Source organism: Marinobacter salinisoli, from assembly GCF_017301335.1.
GTDB classification, from domain to species: Bacteria; Pseudomonadota; Gammaproteobacteria; order Pseudomonadales; family Oleiphilaceae; genus Marinobacter; species Marinobacter salinisoli.
On the sequence record NZ_CP071247.1, the window covers coordinates 2,181,626 to 2,202,262 of the forward strand.

Below are 20,637 nucleotides of genomic sequence, written 5' to 3' on the forward strand. Positions count from 1 at the left end.
CGCCCCAATGAAGAATGATATGCTGAAAGAAACACCGTCTGAGGATTCCCTATGACCCGCATACCCGAGAATTCTGTGCAAGACTACCCGCTGTTGCCGTTGCGTGATGTGGTGGTATTTCCGCACATGGTGGTCCCGCTGTTTGTGGGGCGAGAAAAGTCCATTCAGGCCCTCGAAGCGGCAATGGAAGGAAGTAAGGAAATCCTCCTGGTAGCCCAGCGCGATGCGTCCACCGATGAGCCTGGCCCTGAAGATGTCTTCGACATGGGCACGCTGGCGACCGTCCTTCAGATGCTGCGCCTGCCGGACGGCACGGTAAAGGTACTGGTCGAAGGCAACGCTCGGGCTGGCATCGAGCAGATTGAAGAAGGGGACTACCTCACAGGCCGGGCGACCATGCTTGAAGAGGAAAACCTGCCTGAGCGTGAGCAGGAAGTGCTGGTGAAGTCTCTGATGGACGAGTTTGAAAAGTACGTCAAGCTGTCCAAGAAAGTCCCGTCCGAGGTGTCCAATTCGCTGAATGGCATCGAAGAGCTCGAGCGCCTCGCGGATACCATGGCAGCGCACCTCGAAATGCGCATTCCGGAAAAGCAGGAATTGCTGGAGGCGCTGGACGTTGGCAAGCGTGTTGATCTTCTGCTCGGCAAACTCGATGGCGAAATCGATCTGATTGAGGTCGAGAAGCGCATCCGCGGCCGGGTTAAGAAGCAGATGGAGCGGAGCCAGCGCGAGTACTACCTGAACGAGCAAATGAAGGCCATCCAGAAAGAAATGGGCCAGCTCGGGGAGGGTAATAACGATTTCGAAGAACTCGAGCAGAAGCTGGAAGAAGCCGGTTTGCCCGAAGAGGCCCGCAAGAAAACCGAAGCGGAACTGAACAAGTTAAAGATGATGTCGCCCATGTCCGCCGAGGCGACGGTCGTTCGCGGCTATATTGACTGGATGCTCGCTATCCCCTGGAAAAAGCGCAGCAGGGTCCGTCATGACATCGAGAAAGCTCGTGAAATCCTCGATCGGGATCATTACGGTCTGGACGAAGTCAAGAAGCGCATTCTTGAATATCTAGCCGTGCAGAGCCGCGTGAAAAAGGTGAAAGGGCCGGTGCTTTGCCTGGTGGGGCCGCCTGGTGTTGGTAAAACCTCTCTGGGGCAGTCCATCGCCAAGGCAACCAACCGCAAGTACACGCGTATGGCGTTGGGTGGTGTCCGTGATGAGGCGGAAATCCGTGGCCACCGCAAGACCTACATTGGCGCACTGCCGGGCAAGTTGCTGCAGAAGCTGTCTAAGGTAGGGGTGAAAAACCCGCTGTTCCTATTTGATGAAATCGACAAGATGGGTATGGATCACCGTGGCGACCCGGCTTCGGCGCTGCTGGAAGTGCTCGATCCGGAACAGAACCACACCTTCAACGATCACTATCTGGAAGTGGATTACGACCTGTCGGATGTGATGTTCGTGTGTACGTCTAACTCCATGGATATACCGCCGGCGCTGCTGGATCGGATGGAGATCATTCGCATTCCGGGCTACACCGAGGATGAAAAGGTAAACATCGCCCTGCGCTACCTGCTGCCGAAGCAGATCAAGGCCAACGGGCTGCGTAAAGACGAACTGGAAATGCCCGAAGAAACCCTGCGGGATCTGATTCGTTACTACACCCGCGAGGCCGGTGTCCGTGGCCTTGAGAGGGAGATTGCGAAGATCTGCCGCAAGGTGGTTCGCGAGCACGTGGAAGTCGATAGCAAGGCGGCCGTGACCCTGAAGCCCGACATGCTGGAGGAGTACTCCGGCGTGAAGAGGTTCAAGTACGGGCTTGCGGAGGAAAAGAACCAGATCGGCCAGGTGACTGGCCTGGCGTGGACCCAGGTGGGCGGCGAACTGCTGACCATCGAGTGCGCGCTGACCCCGGGTAAGGGACGCGTGGTCAAGACCGGGTCCCTCGGTGATGTCATGCAGGAATCTATTCAGACCGCGTTGACGGTGGTTCGTAGTCGTGCGGCCGGCCTTGGTGTGGCCGACGATTTCCATGAAAAACACGACCTGCACGTTCACGTGCCTGAGGGCGCGACCCCGAAAGATGGCCCCAGTGCCGGTATCGGAATGTGCACCGCGCTGGTTTCTGCGCTGACCAAGATTCCGGTTCGTGCTGATGTCGCCATGACCGGGGAGATCACGCTGCGTGGTCGTGTTCTGGCCATCGGCGGGCTCAAGGAAAAGCTCCTTGCGGCTCATCGGGGTGGCATTAAGACGGTCCTGATTCCGGATGAAAATGTTCGTGATCTCAAAGAGATACCTGAAAATATCAAGGAGTCTCTGGAGATCCGGCCGGTGAAATGGATCGATGAGGTCCTGGATCTTGCCCTGGCCTATCCACCTGAGCCCCGGGCGGAAGATAAGGCTGGTTCGTCGGCCAGCGGAAAGCCTCGCGATGATGAGGGCGAGGCTGCAGAACGCATAAATACACATTAAAGCCCGGATGAGTTGTTGACATGCCTGAGAGCCCGTTGGTATAACTGTTTCGCCGTGAAGCAGCCAATACCAAGGGCTCCCGCGCAGTAAGAGTGTTTTTTCCGTTCACTGGTTAGACACCGTCAGGAAATAAAAAAAGTGAAAATGGAATTCTCGGGTCGCTTGTGCGATAGTCGGGAACTTCCAAGAAAAAACAAACCAACCTATAACATCTTCAACCTGAAATCGAAGGGGTTTAGTGTGAATAAGTCCGAACTTATCGATGCAATTGCAGAGTCCGCAGACATTTCCAAGGCAGCCGCTGGTCGTGCTCTGGACGCGATGACCAACTCCATCACCGATGCACTGAAGCAAGGTGATCAGGTAACCCTGATCGGCTTCGGTACATTCTCTGTTAAAGAGCGTGCTGCTCGTACTGGCCGCAACCCGCAGACCGGTGCCGAGATCAAGATTCCGGCCTCTAAAGTGCCTGGTTTCAAAGCAGGCAAGGCCCTGAAAGACGCCGTTAAGTAACGGTTCTTTCTAAGGCAGTCCCGGCTCCGGGTCTGCTGAGAAGAATTCGAGGCGCATTCCGAACAGGGTGCGCCTTTTTACGTTCAGCCGAACAATAAATGAAAGACACTGCACGTCCTTGAACGGGGATTCGGGAGAAACATGCTTCAAGATATTCGCGAGAACGCCCAGAGCACCATTGCCAAGGTTATTGTCGGCCTGTTGATAGTGACGCTGTCCCTCTGGGGTGTGGATGCCATCATCGGCGGCTTCGTTGGTGAGCCAGAGGTGGCCACAGTTAACGGTGAGGACATTACAGAGCGGGAATTCATGCGCGTTGTCCAGATGGAAAGCCAGCGCCGTCTGTCCGGTATGGAAACGCCGGATCCCTCATTGCTTAACGAGGATCGGATTCGCCAGGACGTGCTGGAGTCATTAATCCAGCAGCAGGTGCTCACCCAGGATGCCGACGAGCAGGGCTTGGCGCTGAGCAAGGCCGACATCGATGCGCTGATTACCCAAATGCCTCAGTTTCAGGTGGACGGCGAGTTTAATGCCGAACGCTTCACTTCAACCGTGCGTAACATGGGAATGGGCGTTCAGGAATTCCGCGAGGCCCTGCGCACGCAGTATGTGATCAATCAGATCCGCGCGGGCATTGTTCAGAGTGGCATGGTGCCGAACGAAAACGTTGAGCAGCTGATGCGCATTCAGAATCAGACTCGCGATTTCCGCACTCTGAGTATTGCGGGTGATGCCGTGGCGGATGACGTTGAGGTCACAGAGGCTGAAATTGAAGACTTCTATGAGGCGAACCGTCAGGCCTTCCAGCAGCCAGAGCAGGTAGATGCTGCGTATATCACGCTGTCACTTGGCGCCCTGGCAGAAGGTATTGAAGTCAGCGATGAGGACCTTCAAGCCTATTATGAGCAGCGCTCCGGCGATCTGGCCCGAGAGGAGCGTCGTGCAGCTCATATCCTGATTGAGGATGGTGACTCGGCTGACGCAACCATGGCAACTATTCAGGAGCGGCTGGCCGCGGGCGAGTCTTTTGCCGATCTGGCGCAGGAGTTTTCGGCCGACACCGTGTCTGCAAAAGACGGCGGTGACCTGGGGTATGCCGGTCGTGGCGTTTATGACGAGGCCTTCGAGGACGCACTGTTCGCGTTGGAAGAGGGGGAAGTGTCGGAGCCGGTTGAAACCAGTTTCGGTGTGCACCTGATCAAACTGGAGGATATCCGTCGTTCCGAGGTGCCGGCGCTGGCTGAGATCGAGTCGCAATTGCGCGATGAGCTGGCCCGTGAACGTGCCGAAGACAAGTTTATTGAAGTGCGGACTCGTCTGGCCGATGCGGCATACGCCGCCGACGACCTGGCCGGCCCGGCGCAAGAGCTGGGTTTGGAGATTCGTGTCGCGGAAGGTGTGACGCGTAATGGCGGCCCCGCGCCCTTCGATCACCAGGGTCTGGTGCGTCAGCTGTTCTCTACCGATGTGCTGGAAGACAGCTACAATACCGAGCTGATTGATGTGGGCGACAGTGTTTCTGTGGTTGCCCGGGTTCGCGACTACCGTGAAGCCCAGCAACTGGCACTGGACGACGTGGCGGATGAAATCCGCGCCCAGCTGGTTGCCCAGAAGACCCGTGAGGCGCTGGAAGCCCGGGCCGAGCAGCTTATTGCAGGGCTGGAGTCCGGGCAGTCTCTGGAAGATCTGGGGGCTTCTGATGACTGGGTGACGAATGAGTCTGTCGCCCGTAGCGCATCCGGGTTTGAGCTTGGTGTTGTGCAGAAAGCCTTCTCCATGCAGCGTCCGGATTCGGATGGCGTGGTTTATGCTCACTCTGTCAGTGGCGATACCGCAACGGTGATTGCGCTGGATGCGGTGAACGACGGCGATGTTGCCGAGCAGGGCGCTGAGTTCAAGCAGCTCAGTCAGTTCCTGGCGTCCCTGGAAGGTCAGCGTGAATACGCGGCTTATCAGCAGCTTCTGCGCGACAAGGCCGACGTAGAGCGTCCATAAAGTCTGTGTTGGTTGGCGGGTTATGCTTCCCGCCAACAAAAAAGCCCGGGCCTGGTCCCGGGCTTTTTTGTTGGCGAGGGTCACTCGGCAGGGGGGAAGCGGGTCGGCTTCAGGCTTTCCTTGATCTTTTTCAGGTGGTCGAGGAAGTCGGTACCTCGCTTCAGGGTGACGCCTGTCGCCAGAATGTCGATCACGGTCAGATGAATAATGCGCGAGGACATGGGCATGTACACCTCGGTGTCTTCCTCGGCGGTGACCCCCAGCACCACGCTGCAGGTCGCTGCGAGCGGCGAGTCTGGATTGGTGATACCGATGACGGTCGCGCCGTTTGCGCGGGCGGCCTGAGCGACTTCCACCGCTTCTTTGGTGCGGCCCGTATAGGATATTACGACGATCACGTCACCGACGGTTGAGCCGGCTGCCACCATGCGCTGCATGAGCGCGTCATCATAAGACATCACCGGGATGTTGAACCGGAAGAACTTGTGCTGGGCGTCCAGTGCGACTGAGGCGGATCCGCCCATGCCGAAAAAGTTGATCTGCTTGGCCTGAATCAGATAGTCGATGGCCTGCGACAGTGCCCTTGGATCCAGCGCTTGCCGGGCTTTGTCGAGGCTTGCGATGGTGCTCAGCATGATTTTGTCAGAGAACTCAGCGACAGTATCGTCCGGCTCGACGTTCTGGCCCACGTAAGGCGTTCCGGTGGCGATGCTCTGAGCCAGCCGGATTTTGAAGTCCGGGAAGCCGGTGGCCGAGAAGCCACGGCAAAACCGGTTGACGGTGGGCTCGCTGACATCGGCGGCGCGGGCCAGGGCCGCTATGCTGTAGCGGGTTGCTGCACTGGGGTCGCGAAGAATGGCTTCGGCCACCTTGCGTTCTGATTTGTTCAGACCATCCAGTCGGGCCTGTATGTCTTCGAGCAGGTTGTCGTCACGATGTGCCCGGTTCCCGGCCATTGCAGGTACTCCAAAGCTTGGCGCATTATTATGAGAATATCGGCAGTATACCGTGTTTTTTGGGGCCAATGTGTAGTAAACGTATCAAGTGTGCCCCAATGACCTGGCTCTGTCGGTTCTCGCTTGCGCTGTTTTTCCTAAAATTACTACGCATGCCGGGGCAAACACCCTTACGCTCGCCAGATCTCAAGGAGAGAGGCTTCGATGGCTGACCATATCGACACCCGTTGTGACCTGATGCTATTCGGCGCTTTGGGTGACCTTGCGCAACGAAAGCTGTTCCCCGCGCTGTATCAGCTCGAGCGCGCCAATCTGCTTGCAGAGGGTAGCCGGATCCTCGCCATCGCCCGCACGGAGGCCGACACGCCTGAGGTCCGGAACCGGCTGCTGGAAAAGCTTCAGCAGCAGATCAAGGCCTCTGAGTTTGATGAGTCGGTGGCGCAGGCGTTTCTTGCCAGGGTCGAATACAAGCAGCTGGATTTTACGGACCCGGGCGGCTTTTCAGAGCTCAATGACTGGCGGAACAGCGCCCATAACCAATTGATTGTCTACATGGCGACGCCACCGGCCATGTATGGCGTGATTGCCCGGAATTTACGATCGGCGGATTGCTGCATCGAAAAAACCCGGGTGGTGGTCGAGAAGCCGATTGGTCACGATCTGGAGTCCTCCCGGGTCATCAACGATGAGCTGGGGGAGGTGTACCACGAAAGCCAGCTGTTCCGGATTGACCATTACCTTGGCAAGGAAACGGTGCAGAACCTGATCGCGCTTCGCTTTGCAAATAACCTGTTTGCGTCGCAGTGGGATCAGAATCATATTTCCCACGTTGAAATCACCGTGGCTGAGAGTGTCGGCATCGAAGGCCGGTGGGGCTATTTCGATAAAGCGGGTCAGATACGGGATATGATCCAGAATCACCTGCTGCAGCTGTTGTGCCTGATTGCGATGGATCCGCCCTCCGATCTGTCAGCCGATAGCATCCGGGATGAAAAGGTAAAGATTCTCAAGGCGCTGCGCCGAATCACGCCCGACATGATGGAGCAGTATGTGGTGCGTGGCCAGTATGTCGCGGGCACCAGTAATGGCCGGCCCGTGCCGGGTTATTTAGAGGAGGAGGGCGCCAACAAGGGGAGCGGTACGGAAACCTTCGTAGCCCTCAAGGTCGAAATCGATAACTGGCGATGGTCTGGTGTGCCGTTTTACATTCGCACCGGCAAGCGGCTTCCCGAGAAGCTGTCGCAGATCATCATTCACTTCAAGCCCGCGCCCCATTACATCTTTGATCCGGACCAGAAGCATCTGGCCAACAATAAATTGATTATCCGGCTGCAGCCTGATGAAGGTATGGCGCTGAAAATCCTGACCAAGGATCAGGGGCTCGATAAGGGGATGCGGTTGCGGCAGGGGCCTCTGGAACTCACCTTCTCTGAAACCTTCGATACCGACCGTATCCCCGACGCGTATGAGCGGCTGTTGTGGGAGGTGATGAAGGGTAATCAATACCTGTTTGTCCGCCGGGATGAGGTGGAGCACGCCTGGCGCTGGGTGGATCAGGTTATTCAAAACTGGCAGGACAGCAACGAGCCCCCAAAACGATACGCGGCGGGCACCTGGGGGCCGGTGGCGTCCATCGCCATGATTACCCGGGACGGAAGGAGCTGGTATGAAGACGCCTGATATTGATCTGCCTGAGGGTGTTGAACGCCATTTTGGTGAAACCCCGGAATCCGTTGCCCAATCGCTGGCGGTCGCGGTGGCGGCTTTCCTGCGTCAGCGGCTGGTCAGCGCCGACCGGGTCAGTTTGGTGGTCTCCGGAGGCTCTACGCCGGTGCCGTTCTTTGCCGCTCTGTCTGAACAAGAGCTTGACTGGGAGCGGGTGGACGTATTACTCGCCGATGAGCGCTGGGTAGAGGAAGATGATCCGGCCAGTAACACTCGGGTGGTTCGCGAGCGCCTGCTCACCGGGCAAGCCTCTGCTGCGCGCTTTCTGCCGTTGAAGCGGGGTGGTCGAACACCGGTCGATGGGCTTGCTGAGGTACTGGCTGGCCTTCAGGGTCTCACGTTGCCGCTGGATGTAGTGATTCTGGGTATGGGCAATGACGGTCACACGGCGTCACTCTTTCCCGATGCCCCGGAGCTTGCCCGGGGAATGAATGCTCTGTTGTCCGAGCTCGTGGTGGCTATGACGCCCCCATCGCAACCTCATCCAAGAATTTCTCTGTCCCGTCCGGTGCTCGGAACTGCCCGCTTTACGGCTCTGCACCTGAAGGGGCGAGACAAGCTCGAAACACTGCAGCGTGCCTTGTCCGATACTGACGATGTGCTCGCGATGCCAATACGTGCGTTTCTGAAACCAGGGCTTCAGGTGTTCTGGAGTCCCTGAAACTGGTTCGATTTATTTGCTATGGAGAGCAATCATGACTCAACTTTCCGATTTTCATCGCGAGCGCATTCAGAGCGTGTTGCAAGCCTCACCGCTGGTGCCGGTCATCTCGGTTAACGAGCTGGATGACGCGGTTCCTTTGTGTCAGGCGCTGGTCGACGGTGGTATTCGGGTGCTGGAAATTACCCTGCGCACCCGGCACGGACTGAAAGCGATTGAGAAGGTGCGACAAGCGCTGCCAGACGCCTGGGTGGGGGCAGGGACGGTGACCAGTGTGGCGCAGTACCGTCAGGCGGAAAGTGCCGGCGCACAGTTTGTGATCACCCCCGGGGTGACCGAATCTATCCTTGAATTCGGCGTGACCTCTGAATCGCCGTTGCTGCCCGGAGTGGCAACGGTGTCTGAGCTTATGATGGGGTATGTGCTTGGGTACCGGCAGTTCAAGTTCTTTCCGGCAGAAGTGGCCGGTGGGGTGCCCGCCCTGAATGCATTTCGTGGGCCTTTCCCGGATGTGACTTTTTGCCCCACGGGGGGCATTCGCCGGGATACCGCGGCGAACTATCTGCGGCTGGCGAATGTTCAGGCTGTAGGAGGGTCCTGGCTGACGCCGGAGGATGTTGTTGCGTCCCGGGATTGGGGCCGAATAACCGACATTGCCCGGGGAAGTCTGGGCGATCTCAAATAGCCTTTATCGCAATTGCAATTACAGGCTTCGGTGCCGGCGCCCGCAGAGGGCGCCGGACAAAACGATCAGCGTATGTCGGTGCCGACCCGAACGATTTTCATGGTGTTGGTGCCGCCCTGGGCATTGACGTAGTCGCCCTTGGTGATCACCACCAGATCTCCGTCCTTCACGATTTCCCGATTCACCAGTTCCGATATGGCCAGGGCGTTGGTGCGCTCGTTCGGAACGGTCGCTGAATCGAACGGTACGGTTTGCACCCCCCGGAACAGCACAACCCGGTGCTGGGTGGAGTGATGGCGGGAGAAGGAGAAAATGGGCAGGCTCGATTTGATGCGGGACATCAGGCGCGGGGTGGCGCCAGTCTCTGACATGCAGATGATGGCTGCGACGCCTTCGAGGTGGTTGGCGGCATACATGGCAGACAGAGCGATGGCCTCGTCTACTTTTTCCATGCTCTCGTGGATGCGGTGCTTGGACTGGTGCATGGACGGGTGTTTTTCGGCGCCGAGGCAGATTCGCACCATGGCCTCTACCGCTTCCCTGGGGTAATCGCCCACAGCCGTTTCCGCCGACAGCATGACCGCATCCGTGTAGTCCATCACCGCATTTGCCACGTCGGATACTTCTGCCCGCGTGGGCATGGGGTTGGTGATCATCGACTCCATCATCTGTGTGGCTGTGATCACGGCGCGGTTGAGGGTTCGTGCGCGGGCAATGATGTGCTTCTGCACGCCCACCAGTTCGGCGTCTCCGATTTCCACCGCGAGGTCGCCACGGGCCACCATGACCGCATCTGATGCTTCAATCACGGCATCCAGGGCGGCATCGTCGTGAGCGAGTTCCGCCCGCTCGATCTTGGCGACCAGCCCGGCGCTCGACCCAGCATCGCTGAGAAGGCGGCGGGCGATGTGCATGTCCTCGGCGGTGCGGACGAAGGAGACGGCGACATAATCCGCATCCAGGCGCGCGGCGGTGACGATATCCTGCTTGTCTTTTTCGGTGAGTGCATCGGCCGATAGGCCGCCACCGCGCTTGTTGAGGCCCTTGTTGTTGGACAGCGGGCCACCGATCAGGACTGTTGACGTGATGCTGTGGTCGTCAACCGATTGAACTTCCATCTCGATCCGGCCATCGTCCAGCACCAGAATGTCGCCGGGTTTGACGTCATCGATCAACTGTTCGTAATCGATGCCGACCCGTTCGGCGGTTCCGGCCTCTTTGTCCATGTTGGCGTCGAGAACGAAGGTCTGTCCCGCAGTCAGGGTCACCTTATTATCGGTGAAGCGGGCGATGCGGAGCTTGGGCCCCTGCAGGTCGGCGAGAATCGCGACGACGCGGCCATTGGCGGCGGCGGCTTCGCGAACCAGTCTGGCCCGGTTGATGTGTTCTTCGGCGCTTCCGTGGGAGAAGTTCAGTCGCGTTACATCAACACCGGCGGCAATAATGGCGGATAGCGATTCCGGCGAGTCAGTTGCTGGCCCGAGTGTTGCGACGATTTTGGTGCGCCTTAGCATGTTGGGGTCCTTAATTGTGCGTGTGTCTTTCTCAGGTTAATGGAATTGCTCCGGGCAGTCAGCTTTCTCGGCTGGCCCGCTGCAGGGCGATGGCGTTATCCAGCATACGGTTGGAGAAGCCCCACTCATTATCGTACCAGGCCATGACTTTTGCATGACGCCCACGCACCCGCGTGTGGTTGGCATCGAAAATGCTGGACAGTTGGTTGTGATTGAAATCAATGCTGACCAGTTTTTCGGTGTTGTACCCCAGTACCGGACAGGAATCCGCCGCCGCCTTGACTGCGTTGTTTATTTCTTGAACAGTGGTGTCTCGGTTGGTCACAAAGCCAAAATCCACCAGTGATACGTTAATGGTGGGCACCCGAACCGCCAGGCCGTCGAGCTTGCCATCCAGCTCTGGGATGACCTGGCCAATGGCGGCGGCAGCGCCGGTTTTTGTCGGGATCATCGATTGCGTGGCCGAGCGGGCGCGGTAAGGGTCCGGGTGGTAGACGTCGCTGAGCTTCTGGTCGTTCGTGTAGGCGTGAATGGTTGTCATCAGTCCGCTCTTGATGCCAACGGCGTTATGCAGCGCCAAGGCCACCGGCGCCAGGCAGTTGGTGGTGCAGGAGGCGCTGGAAATGATGTCGTGTCGGGGTGACAGGGTATGCTCGTTTACACCGAAGACGATCGTGGCGTCGGCGTCCGGGGATGGTGCGGAGATAATCACTTTCTTCGCCCCGGCCTTTAAGTGTGCCGCGGCATCGGCGCGGGTGGTGAAGAGCCCCGTGCACTCGAAAACGATGTCCACGCCGTGCGACTGCCAGGGAAGCTGCTCGGGATTGGTGATGGCGGATACCGAGATTCGGTCACCGTTGACGGTCAGTGATTCGTTGTCGGCGGATACGTCGCCAGCAAAACGGCCGTGGACACTGTCGTATTTGAGCAAATGGGCGTTGGCGCTGGCGTCGGCCAGATCATTGATTGCGACAACCTGAAGATGTTTCCGGTATTGGTTCTCGTACAATGCCCGCACGATGTTTCGGCCGATTCGGCCAAAACCGTTGATGGCTACGCGGATTGTCATGATCGGCCTCCTTGGCGTTCTTGCGCTCTTATCCGTATCTATGTAGTAAACATACTAACATGATACGGTTTTTGGTGGCTTTATTCGTGTCCTGATCGATTAAATGTTGTAAAAGTACGATTTCTGCCAGCGATTGAAGGGAGTTCACCAATGCAGCCAGTGGTTGAGAAAGTTACTCAGCGGATCATCGAACGAAGTCGGGCAACTCGGGCAGACTACCTGAACCGAATGGCTGCGCTGAAGGAGCAGTCGCCGCACCGTAGCCGCCTGTCGTGCGGCAACCTGGCCCATGGATTTGCCGCCTGTAGCCCCGGCGACAAAGACACGCTGAGGTTTATGAACAAGGCTAATGTGGCGATCGTAACAGCCTACAACGATATGCTTTCGGCCCACCAGCCCTATGAAAAGTTCCCCGATATGATTCGGGAGGCGGCCCGGGGGATGGGCTCGGTTGCCCAGGTTGCAGGCGGTACGCCGGCCATGTGTGACGGTGTGACCCAGGGCCAGCCGGGTATGGAGCTGAGCCTGTTCTCCCGTGACACCATTGCCATGGGCACGGCAGTGGCGCTCAGTCACAACATGTTTGATGCCACACTGTTGCTGGGTATCTGCGACAAGATCGTTCCGGGTTTGCTGATCGGTGCCCTGAGCTTTGGCTATCTGCCGACCATTCTGGTTCCAGCCGGCCCGATGCCTTCCGGGCTGCCGAATAAGGAAAAGCAGCGCATTCGACAGCTGTTTGCCGAAGGCAAGATCGGCAAGGATGAACTCCTCGAGGCGGAGAGCAAGTCGTATCATAGCCCGGGCACCTGCACCTTTTATGGCACAGCGAACAGTAACCAGTTACTGGTAGAAGTGATGGGCCTGCACTTGCCCGGCGCGGCATTCGTCAATCCCGGCACGACGCTTCGGGAAGAACTCACCCGCGAGGCCACCGAGCAGGTGATTCGCCTGTCCAGGCCCAATGGCGGTAATCTGGGGCTGGCGGACATGGTGGATGAGAAGAGCATCGTGAATGCCCTTGTTGCGTTGCTGGTAACCGGGGGCTCCACCAACCACACCATGCACTGGATCGCCATTGCCCGGGCGGCTGGCATCATCATCGACTGGAACGACTTTGCCGATCTGTCCTCGGTGGTGCCTTCCATGACCCGCATTTACCCGAACGGCCAGGAAGATGTGAATGCTTTCCACGAGGCGGGCGGCACGCCTTTCCTGATCAGAGAGTTGCTGGCAGGCGGATATCTGCACAACGAGGTGCAAACGGTCGTGGGCGCCGGGCTGGAGCGCTACACCAACACCCCCGTTATGGATGGCAATTCGCTGACCTGGATGCCGGCCCCGGCGACAAGCGGCAACCCGGAAGTGTTGAGTGCCGCCTCCGAGCCCTTTGCGCCTGACGGAGGCCTGAGAGTGCTGGATGGCAACCTGGGCCGCGGGGTAATCAAAGTCTCGGCGGTGGCCGCGGAGCATCACAAAGTGGAAGCACCGGCGGTGATATTCAATGACCAGGATGAATTAAAGGCGGCATTTGAAGCCGGAAACCTAGATCGGGACTGCGTGGTCGTGGTGCGCTTTCAGGGCCCGCGGGCTAACGGGATGCCGGAATTGCACAAGCTCACGCCGTATTTGGGCGTGCTGCAGGATCGGGGATTCAAAGTCGGGCTGGTTACGGATGGTCGGATGTCTGGTGCTTCAGGGAAGGTGCCGGCGGCCATCCACCTGTACCCGGAAGCGCTGGATGGCGGAACGCTGGCAAAGCTCCGGGACGGCGACCTGATTTGTCTGGATGCCAGCAGCGGTAGCCTGAGCGTTGCGTTATCTGAGGTTGAATTGGCCGAGCGAGAACCACAACAGCCCGACCTTTCTGGCAATCGTCACGGATACGGCCGGGAGCTGTTCGGCTGGATGCGCAGGGCGGTGAGCACACCGGAAGAAGGCGCCAGTTTCTTCTGGAATCACGATGCATGAGCGAGCCCCCGTACGCACTGGTTGGTGACATTGGCGGGACCAATGCGCGCTTCGGGCTGGCGGCGCTGAATGGTGGGCCGCTGTGCCTGATCCGCAGCCTGCCTTGCGCGGACTACCGTTGCATCGAAGATGCCATTGCGGATTATCTTGGGGGTATCGAGGGTAAGCGCGTAGAGATAGCTTGTTTCGCCGTGGCCGCGATGGTGGGTGGTTCACACATTCAGATGACGAACAACGCCTGGCGCTTTGGTGTTGAGGACGTGCGACGCCGATTCGGCTGGCGGGAGTTCCAGCTGATCAACGACTTTTCGGCCCAGGCGCTCGGTTCCCTGGACATTGACGCCGATCATTGTTGGCAGTTGTCTGCCGGGCGAGGCCGCCAGGTCGACCCCCGTGCGCCGAGGCTGGTCATGGGGCCGGGAACCGGGTTGGGAATGGCCGGGCTGGTGCCGGCCGGTGGTGGCTGGGTTACCCTGCCAAGCGAGGGTGGTCATGTTGGGTTCTCTCCCTCGGATGAAACCGACATCGCTGTGCTCGAGGTATTGCAAGCACGCTTCCACCGAGTGTCTGTGGAGAGGATTCTCAGTGGGCCTGGGCTGGTCAATTTGTATCAGGCCATGGCGCACATCCGTCGCACGGCCGCGCGCTTTGGCGCCCCCGAGCAGATTGTCGAAGCCGCGCTGGCACGCAGTGATGCGCTTGCGGTGGACACGTTGAACCGCTTTTGCCAAATCCTTGGCCGGGTGGCGGGTGATGCGGTGTTGACGATGGGAAGCACCGGTGGGGTTTATTTGTGTGGCGGTATATTGCCGCGGATGCTGGAATTCCTGTCGGCCAGTGGGTTCCAGCTTGCCTTTGCAGACAAGGGGCGAATGCGGGCCCTGGTCGAGCAAATGCCCGTGTATGTCATCACCGACAAATACACGGGCTTGCGAGGCGCTGCCGCGGCCCTGAGGGGAGCGCCAGACAGTACCTCCTGAAGTTCATGCGCTGTTCACAGGTAATGCACGAAACGAGACTGATCGAACCGGTACTGCTGGTTATAAACGCCATCCTCGGCGCGTTTACCGACAGCCAGTACCATGGTGACCAGGCCTTTTCGGGGCAGGCGTAACAGCTTCCGTACCCGGCACTCATCGAAGCCCTCCATCGGGCACGAATCGTAGCCATGAGCCCGGAGCGCCAGCATGAGGTTTTCGGCGGCCAGCGCGGTGGACTTGGTTGCCCAGATTTTCATTTCATTAGGTGAATAAGGCCCGCGGGGCACTGGTCGCGACAGACCAACGACCAGACCGGCCGCTTTTTTGGCCATCCCCAGAACGCCAAAGGGGCCCTGGTTGTAGTGGATTGGTGCAATCTTGCGATAGTACTTGTCGACGATGGAGGGCATCTTGTTTTCGGGCCACTCCTCCAGCGCAAGCCGGGCGTTTTCGCGCCAGGTGTCGGGGCGGGCGACGATGGCAATCAGCACCGGGGCGGTCTTGGCCGCATTTTGCCCCAGACAGGCATCGGCCAGCTTGGTTTTCAGCTTGGGGGTCTTCACCACGTAGAACTCCCAGGGCTGCAGGTTGCTGGAGTTGGGCGCCAGAGTAGCCAGTTCCAGGCAGTCGTCCAGCACTTCCTTTGGCACCGGTTCGTCTTTGAATCGGCGGATTGAGCGGCGGCTGCGAACCACCTTGCGAAATTCTTCCAGATTGATATCCGGTAACGCACCGGCCTTTGCGTTCATGCTCTGTCCTTGGGCGCCGAAGACCGGCGTCTGTTGCTGATGACTCTGGCTTGTTGAGTGTGTTCAGACGCCTTATGGTTACGGGAATCATGGGGCTATGCAACCTTCAGGTGGCTGGTAATGGCGGACGATCCTGGTCAATTGGCGTTTGATGAGCTGGTGCGCAGGGTCCGTGCCTGCACCCTGTGCCGTGAGGTGCTGCCGCACAGCCCGAGGCCCGTAATCCAGCTGTCCGAGGCTGCGCGCATTCTGGTGGTCGGCCAGGCCCCGGGACGAAGGGTGCATGAAACCGGGTTGCCCTTTAACGACCCCAGTGGCGATCGTTTGCGTGAGTGGATGGGCATCACCCGAGATACCTTTTACGACGAGCAGCAACTGGCCATCCTGCCCATGGGGTTTTGTTACCCTGGCACGGGCAAATCCGGCGATCTTCCACCGCGCCCCGAGTGTGCCCCGGCCTGGCGTCAGGTGCTTCTGGACAGGTTGCCCAATATCGAGCTGACACTGTTAATCGGCCAGTACGCCCAGAACTGGCATTTGCCGGCTGGCGGCAAAACGGTGGCCGAGAATGTCAGTCAGTGGCGCAGATACTGGCCGGAGGTAATGCCGATGCCGCATCCCAGTCCGCGCAATAATTTGTGGCTGAGACGCCACCCGTGGTTCGAGACAGAGGCGGTACCCGCCCTGCGTGAGCGGGTTGCTGCGGTTCTTTCCGGAAGCTGACGTGCTCAGGCGTGTCGGGTAGTGGCCGATGCTGAGCTTTGCCCGATGCCCGCGGGGTGAAGAAACGCCTGCAGCCTCTGAGCGCCGTCTTCATCAACGTACAAACCCTGCTTGGTCCGGCGCCATAGAATGTCTTCTGCCTCCGCTGCCCACTCGGCATCCCTCAGGTACGCGGCTTCTGCTTCGTACAGAGTGCCGCCAAAGTGCTGGCCGAGATCAGCAACGGACTGACAGCCGGCAAGCAGTTCGTAGGCGCAAGTGCCGTAAGTGCGGACATAACGACTGATGATGGAGTCCGGGAGCCATGGGAAGTCGTTTTGCAACTGCGCTGTCAGGTCTTCCTGGTTCGCGAAATCGCCGCCGGGCAATTCGGCTGTTTTGGTCCACGGACCGCGGGCGTCTGGAAAGAACTTGCACAGGGTGTTCGTGGCGGATTCGGCGAGTTTCCGGTACGTGGTTATTTTGCCCCCGAAAATTGAAAGCAGGGGTGCTTTGCCCGGTTCGGCACTGATATCGAAGGAGTAATCCCTCGACGCCTTCTGGGCGTTTTGTTCTTCACCGTCCATTAACGGGCGAACACCGGAGTATGACCAGACCACATCGTCTTCGGCCAGTTGCCGCCGGAAGTGGGCGTTGACGATGTTCAGCAGATACGCGGTTTCTTCCGGAGAGATTTTTGCCTTCCTGGGATCACCCTCATACTCCACGTCCGTGGTGCCCACGAGGGAAAACTCGTCTTCATAGGGGATCACGAACACGATGCGCTGATCTTCATTCTGCAGAATGTAGGCTTCCTTCTCTTTATTGAGTCGCGGCACCACAATGTGACTGCCCTTGACCATGCGAATCATCTTGGGGGCCGGCATTTCCAGTGCCTCACCGAACAGCTTGCTTACCCAGGGGCCGGAGGCATTGACGATTGCCCTGGTACTGATGGTGCGCTCGGATTGGTTTTGCATATCGCGCAGGGTCACCCTCCATTCATCGGCGCCCCGGTCTGCCTTGACGCATTTGGTCCGCGTCAGAATCGTTGCACCGCATTGTTCCGCCTTCTTGGCGGTCAGCACCACGAGCCGGGCATCGTCCACCCAGCCATCGGAATACTCAAAACCTTTGGTGAGTTCCGGCTTCAATGGATCGGTTGAGTCAAACCGGATGGAACGGGAACCGGGCAGCAGTTCGCGCTTGGCCAGGTGGTCGTACAGGAACAGCCCCGTGCGGATCATCCAGGCGGGCCTCAGGTGAGGGCGGTGGGGCAGGCGGAACCGCATCGGCCACATGATGTGTGGCGAATTGCGTAGCAGGGATTCCCGCTCCGCCAGTGCCTCCCTCACAAGGCGGAACTCGTAATGCTCCAGGTAGCGCAGTCCGCCATGAATGAGCTTGCTGCTGCTTGATGAGGTCGCTGAGGCGAGATCGTTCATCTCACACAACAACACCTTCAGACCTCGGCCGGCGGCGTCCATGGCGATGCCGGTGCCATTTACGCCACCACCGACGACCACAACGTCATACTGATCTTGCCCCTTGCCCATGGCGAGTCATCTCCTGATTGATTTCGAAAATATCGTCCGTGATTGGGTGCTTTTTGAGCGATACAGAGCATTATGCGAAAGAAGCGAAAGTTCGTAAAGGAACAAAACGAATAAAACCGAAAATGCAAGGGCATGTCACAACATGCCCGATCGGGTCTTAAACGATGTGCAGTTCGACGTTGTGCTCGCCCAGCAGGCGCTTGATCGGGGCAGGTGGCGGCTGATCGGTGAAGACATGGTCAGCCTGGGTGATATTGCCCAGCCTGACCATCGCGTTACGGCCAAACTTGGTGTGGTCGGCAGCCAGCAGGACCTGGCCGGAATTGGCAATAATGGCCTGGGCCACCCGGACTTCCCGGTAGTCGAAGTCCAGCAGGGAACCGTCCTCGTGGATGCCGCTGATGCCGATAATGCCGAAGTCCATCTTGAACTGATTGATGAAGTCCCGGGTGGCCTCACCGACGATACCGCCATCCCGGGTCCGGACCTCACCGCCGGCAACGATGACACGAAAATCCTCTTTGGCCGACAGGATGGACGCCACGTGCAGGTTATTGGTAACGATTTGCAGGTTGTTTTTGATCAGCAGCGCCCGGGCAATGGTTTCGGTGGTGGTGCCGATGTTGATGAACATGGATGAGCCGTCCGGGACCATGTTCACCAGTGCCTTGGCAATGCGTTCCTTGGCTTCGAGGTCCATGATTTTGCGCGCCTGGTAGGCGGTGTTCATGGTGCTGGAATCAATGCCCGCGCCACCGTGATGACGGCGCAGCTTCTTTTCGCGGGCGAGTTCATTCAGGTCGCGGCGGATGGTTTGTGGCGTCACGTTGAAACGCTCAACCAGTTCATCGGTGGTTGCGAATCCGGTTTCCTGAATCAGCTCCAGAATCAGGTCCTTGCGATGCCGCTGCGCCATTGCTGTGCCCCATTGATGTTCGTTTGGTATGAAACGAATGTTCGTGATGCGAAAACGAACTTGAGTGTACCGTTTTTCAATGGCTTATACAGTGTCAGATTTTCGAAGCGGTCGCATAGGCCTGAATGTCAGGCGGGAACGTTGTCAGAAGCAACCTTCTGTATTCTGGACACTGGCGTGGCCAGGCTCTAGCGCACGCCAAGTTCCCGAAGCCGCTTATAAACGGTGTTCCGGCTGATGCTCAATGCCCGGGCGGTGCGGGAAATGTTGCCCATGCACTGGCGGTAGGCCTTTAACGTTTGAGACAGGCCATCGGAAATGGCGGGCGATTCGTGTGCCGAAGGATTAGATCCTGGCTGTTTCGCGACCGACACAGGGTCCGGGTGGGATCCAGCTTGATCAATTTGCGACAGAAAATCTTCGGGTAAGTGCCAGAGTTGAATCGGTTCGCCATCTGCGATGGCCACGGCAACGCTGATCACGTTCACCAGTTGCCTGATATTGCCCGGCCAGGGGTGATTGATCAGCGCGGACAGCACCGGGGCGGACAGTGTTTCGGGTTGCTCCGGGTCCCGATGCTCGCGGTAGATGTGCTGAATCAGTTCCTGCTTGTCGGAACGCTCCCTCAAGGGGGGCAAAGCGACGCTCAGGCCATTGATCCGGTAGAACAGATCGCTCCTGAACTGGCCCAGTTCGATGCGCGACTGCAGTGAGCGGTTGGTGGCGGTGACAAGAAGAATGTCCACCGGCAGGCTTTCCGTGGAGCCGACCGGCGTCACTTCCCGTTCCTGCAGCACCCGGAGCAAACGGGATTGTGCGGCCATAGGCATTTCACCGATTTCATCGAGAAACAAAATGCCTTTGTCGGCTTTGCGAATCAGCCCCACCGAACCCTGGGCGCGGGCGCCGGTAAAGGCCCCTTGCTGGTACCCGAACAGTTCGGATTCCACCAGTTCGGACGGAATCGCCGCACAATTCACTGAAACCAACGGCTGATTGCGGCGTTCGCTGGACTGGTGCAAGGCTTTGACCAACACCTCCTTACCCACGCCGGTTTCGCCGGTAATAATCAGCGGCACCTTGCGTCTCAGAACCTTGGCCGCCTGATCGGCACACCGGCGAACGGCGCTGTCGCCCAGCTCAAGCACCGGTAGATTGGACTCACGGCTGTTTGGGCGCGGTTCCTGTCGGGCGGATTTGCCAACGGAAAGCTCGTGATCAGCAGCGTTCGGATGGGTTACCCGCGCGCTCAGGCGCACTTTATTGAGCGTGATCAAAGTCAGTGGTGTTCGCTCCGGATGCTGCAAAACCCGCTTTCCTGGCGTGGTCATCAGTGAATCGAGCGAGTGGTTCAATGGATTCCGACCGAGCAACTGGCCAGCACGCTGGTTGCTCGCGATCACCGTTCCCCGATCATCACACACCAGAATACCGGACCATGGGCTATCAAAATTGTCGGCGTTGGTATTCAGCGTGATCAAGCAGTGGCTGTGTTCGAATCGCTTGCAGATCAGCCGGTTTTCCACCGATTGCGACAGCAGCCGCACCATACCCAGGGTGTGAGCCTGGGGCAGGTAGGCATCGGTGAACACGCTCAGGACTCCCATCAGTTCGTTATTTGCATCGTAAATCGGGGCGGCGGAGCCTATGAGTTGCCGGTGCAGTTTGAGGAAGTGGTCGTTGCGCTGCACCTGAACCGCGAAGCCTGTGGTGATGGCGGTGCCAATGGCATTGGTGCCGCACGTTTGTTCCCGCCAGTTGGCGCCGTTCTGAAACCAGGCTTTCAAATGGTGGCCCGCCATGGCGTCATCGCCCCAGCGCCGCACGACGGTGCCTTGAGCGTCGGTCAGAAGGATCAGGCAGCGACTACTGGAAAGAACATTCCGGTAGTAGGGTGCCACCTCCGCATCGGCAGCGGCGATGAGGTTGGTGAGTGTTCCATGGTCGACCCTTTCGCCAAGTGACTGACCCAGAGCGGGGGATGGGCGGGAGTTGTGTTCCAGTCCCCAGGCGATGCATCGATTCCATGATTCCTGTATGACCTGGCTCTCGTTCAAACCGTCGTTGCTTCCCATGGACAGCCTTTTTCGGGTGGGTTGTTGTTATTGCCCGTTATCAGATCTGTGCTCATTCGAAACACCAGAAGTGTTCAATCCGTTGTTCAGGCACTGTT

At 58.4% G+C, this 20,637-nt stretch carries 16 protein-coding genes; 9 read left to right on the plus strand and 7 right to left on the minus strand.

The annotated features are described in order from the left end of the window. Positions 1-51: 51 nt before the first annotated feature. From lon to LPB19_RS09930, 3 genes are all read left to right on the plus strand, one after another. The gene (gene lon, locus LPB19_RS09920) at positions 52-2,469 is read left to right on the plus strand and encodes an endopeptidase La (protein ID WP_206642758.1); all 2,418 of its coding nucleotides are present in this window, start codon (positions 52-54) and stop codon (positions 2,467-2,469) included. A gap of 240 nt (positions 2,470-2,709) precedes the next feature. Continuing rightward, positions 2,710-2,982 carry an HU family DNA-binding protein gene (locus LPB19_RS09925; protein ID WP_206645759.1) on the plus strand — a complete coding sequence of 91 codons (273 nt, stop codon included), beginning with the start codon at positions 2,710-2,712 and terminating at the stop codon, positions 2,980-2,982. 141 nt (positions 2,983-3,123) lie between these two features. Next, positions 3,124-4,980, plus strand: coding sequence for a SurA N-terminal domain-containing protein (locus LPB19_RS09930; protein WP_206642759.1), 1,857 nt, complete (start codon positions 3,124-3,126; stop codon positions 4,978-4,980). 80 nt (positions 4,981-5,060) lie between these two features. Here LPB19_RS09930 and LPB19_RS09935 read toward each other — a convergent pair whose 3' ends face one another. Then, positions 5,061-5,936: a MurR/RpiR family transcriptional regulator gene (locus LPB19_RS09935; RefSeq protein WP_206642760.1), complete on the minus strand. Its 876-nt coding sequence runs from the start codon at positions 5,934-5,936 to the stop codon at positions 5,061-5,063. A 204-nt stretch (positions 5,937-6,140) separates the two neighbouring features. Between LPB19_RS09935 and zwf the strand changes: the two genes are divergently transcribed. The 3 genes from zwf to LPB19_RS09950 are packed head-to-tail and all read left to right on the plus strand — an operon-like array spanning position 6,141 to position 9,007. Next, positions 6,141-7,616, plus strand: a complete 1,476-nt coding sequence (gene zwf, locus LPB19_RS09940; RefSeq protein ID WP_206642761.1) for a glucose-6-phosphate dehydrogenase — start codon at positions 6,141-6,143, stop codon at positions 7,614-7,616. Beyond that, complete coding sequence (gene pgl, locus LPB19_RS09945; protein ID WP_206642762.1) at positions 7,603-8,322, plus strand: 6-phosphogluconolactonase; 720 nt, start codon at positions 7,603-7,605, stop codon at positions 8,320-8,322. The genes zwf and pgl overlap by 14 nt, the downstream gene beginning before the upstream one ends. A gap of 34 nt (positions 8,323-8,356) precedes the next feature. Further along, complete coding sequence (locus LPB19_RS09950; RefSeq protein WP_206642763.1) at positions 8,357-9,007, plus strand: bifunctional 4-hydroxy-2-oxoglutarate aldolase/2-dehydro-3-deoxy-phosphogluconate aldolase; 651 nt, start codon at positions 8,357-8,359, stop codon at positions 9,005-9,007. Positions 9,008-9,072: 65 nt separating this feature from the next. Here LPB19_RS09950 and pyk read toward each other — a convergent pair whose 3' ends face one another. Both pyk and gap read right to left on the minus strand, forming a co-directional pair. Beyond that, a complete protein-coding gene (gene pyk / locus LPB19_RS09955) occupies positions 9,073-10,521 on the minus strand; it encodes a pyruvate kinase (protein WP_206642764.1) in 1,449 nt (482 codons plus the stop codon). A gap of 58 nt (positions 10,522-10,579) precedes the next feature. After that, a complete protein-coding gene (gene gap, locus LPB19_RS09960; protein WP_206642765.1) occupies positions 10,580-11,590 on the minus strand; it encodes a type I glyceraldehyde-3-phosphate dehydrogenase in 1,011 nt (336 codons plus the stop codon). A 150-nt stretch (positions 11,591-11,740) separates the two neighbouring features. Between gap and edd the strand changes: the two genes are divergently transcribed. Continuing rightward, entirely contained in the window at positions 11,741-13,561 is a 1,821-nt protein-coding gene (edd, locus tag LPB19_RS09965; protein WP_206642766.1) for a phosphogluconate dehydratase, read from the plus strand. Then, positions 13,558-14,541 (plus strand): glucokinase, encoded by a 984-nt coding sequence (gene glk, locus LPB19_RS09970; RefSeq protein ID WP_206642767.1) that lies wholly within the window; start codon positions 13,558-13,560, stop codon positions 14,539-14,541. Before edd ends, glk begins: the two co-directional genes overlap by 4 nt. A 14-nt stretch (positions 14,542-14,555) precedes the next feature. Here the strand turns inward: glk and LPB19_RS09975 are convergent, their stop codons facing one another. Further along, positions 14,556-15,290 (minus strand): nitroreductase family protein, encoded by a 735-nt coding sequence (locus tag LPB19_RS09975; RefSeq protein WP_206642768.1) that lies wholly within the window; start codon positions 15,288-15,290, stop codon positions 14,556-14,558. Positions 15,291-15,410: 120 nt separating this feature from the next. Between LPB19_RS09975 and LPB19_RS09980 the strand changes: the two genes are divergently transcribed. Continuing rightward, positions 15,411-16,013, plus strand: a complete 603-nt coding sequence (locus LPB19_RS09980) for a uracil-DNA glycosylase family protein (protein WP_206642769.1) — start codon at positions 15,411-15,413, stop codon at positions 16,011-16,013. Positions 16,014-16,018: 5 nt separating this feature from the next. Here LPB19_RS09980 and glpD read toward each other — a convergent pair whose 3' ends face one another. From glpD to LPB19_RS09995, 3 genes are all read right to left on the minus strand, one after another. After that, positions 16,019-17,548: a glycerol-3-phosphate dehydrogenase gene (gene glpD, locus LPB19_RS09985; RefSeq protein WP_206642770.1), complete on the minus strand. Its 1,530-nt coding sequence runs from the start codon at positions 17,546-17,548 to the stop codon at positions 16,019-16,021. 157 nt (positions 17,549-17,705) lie between these two features. Further along, entirely contained in the window at positions 17,706-18,464 is a 759-nt protein-coding gene (locus LPB19_RS09990; protein ID WP_206642771.1) for a DeoR/GlpR family transcriptional regulator, read from the minus strand. 188 nt (positions 18,465-18,652) lie between these two features. Then, positions 18,653-20,539, minus strand: coding sequence for a sigma-54-dependent Fis family transcriptional regulator (locus LPB19_RS09995; protein WP_206642772.1), 1,887 nt, complete (start codon positions 20,537-20,539; stop codon positions 18,653-18,655). Positions 20,540-20,637 lie beyond the last annotated feature (98 nt).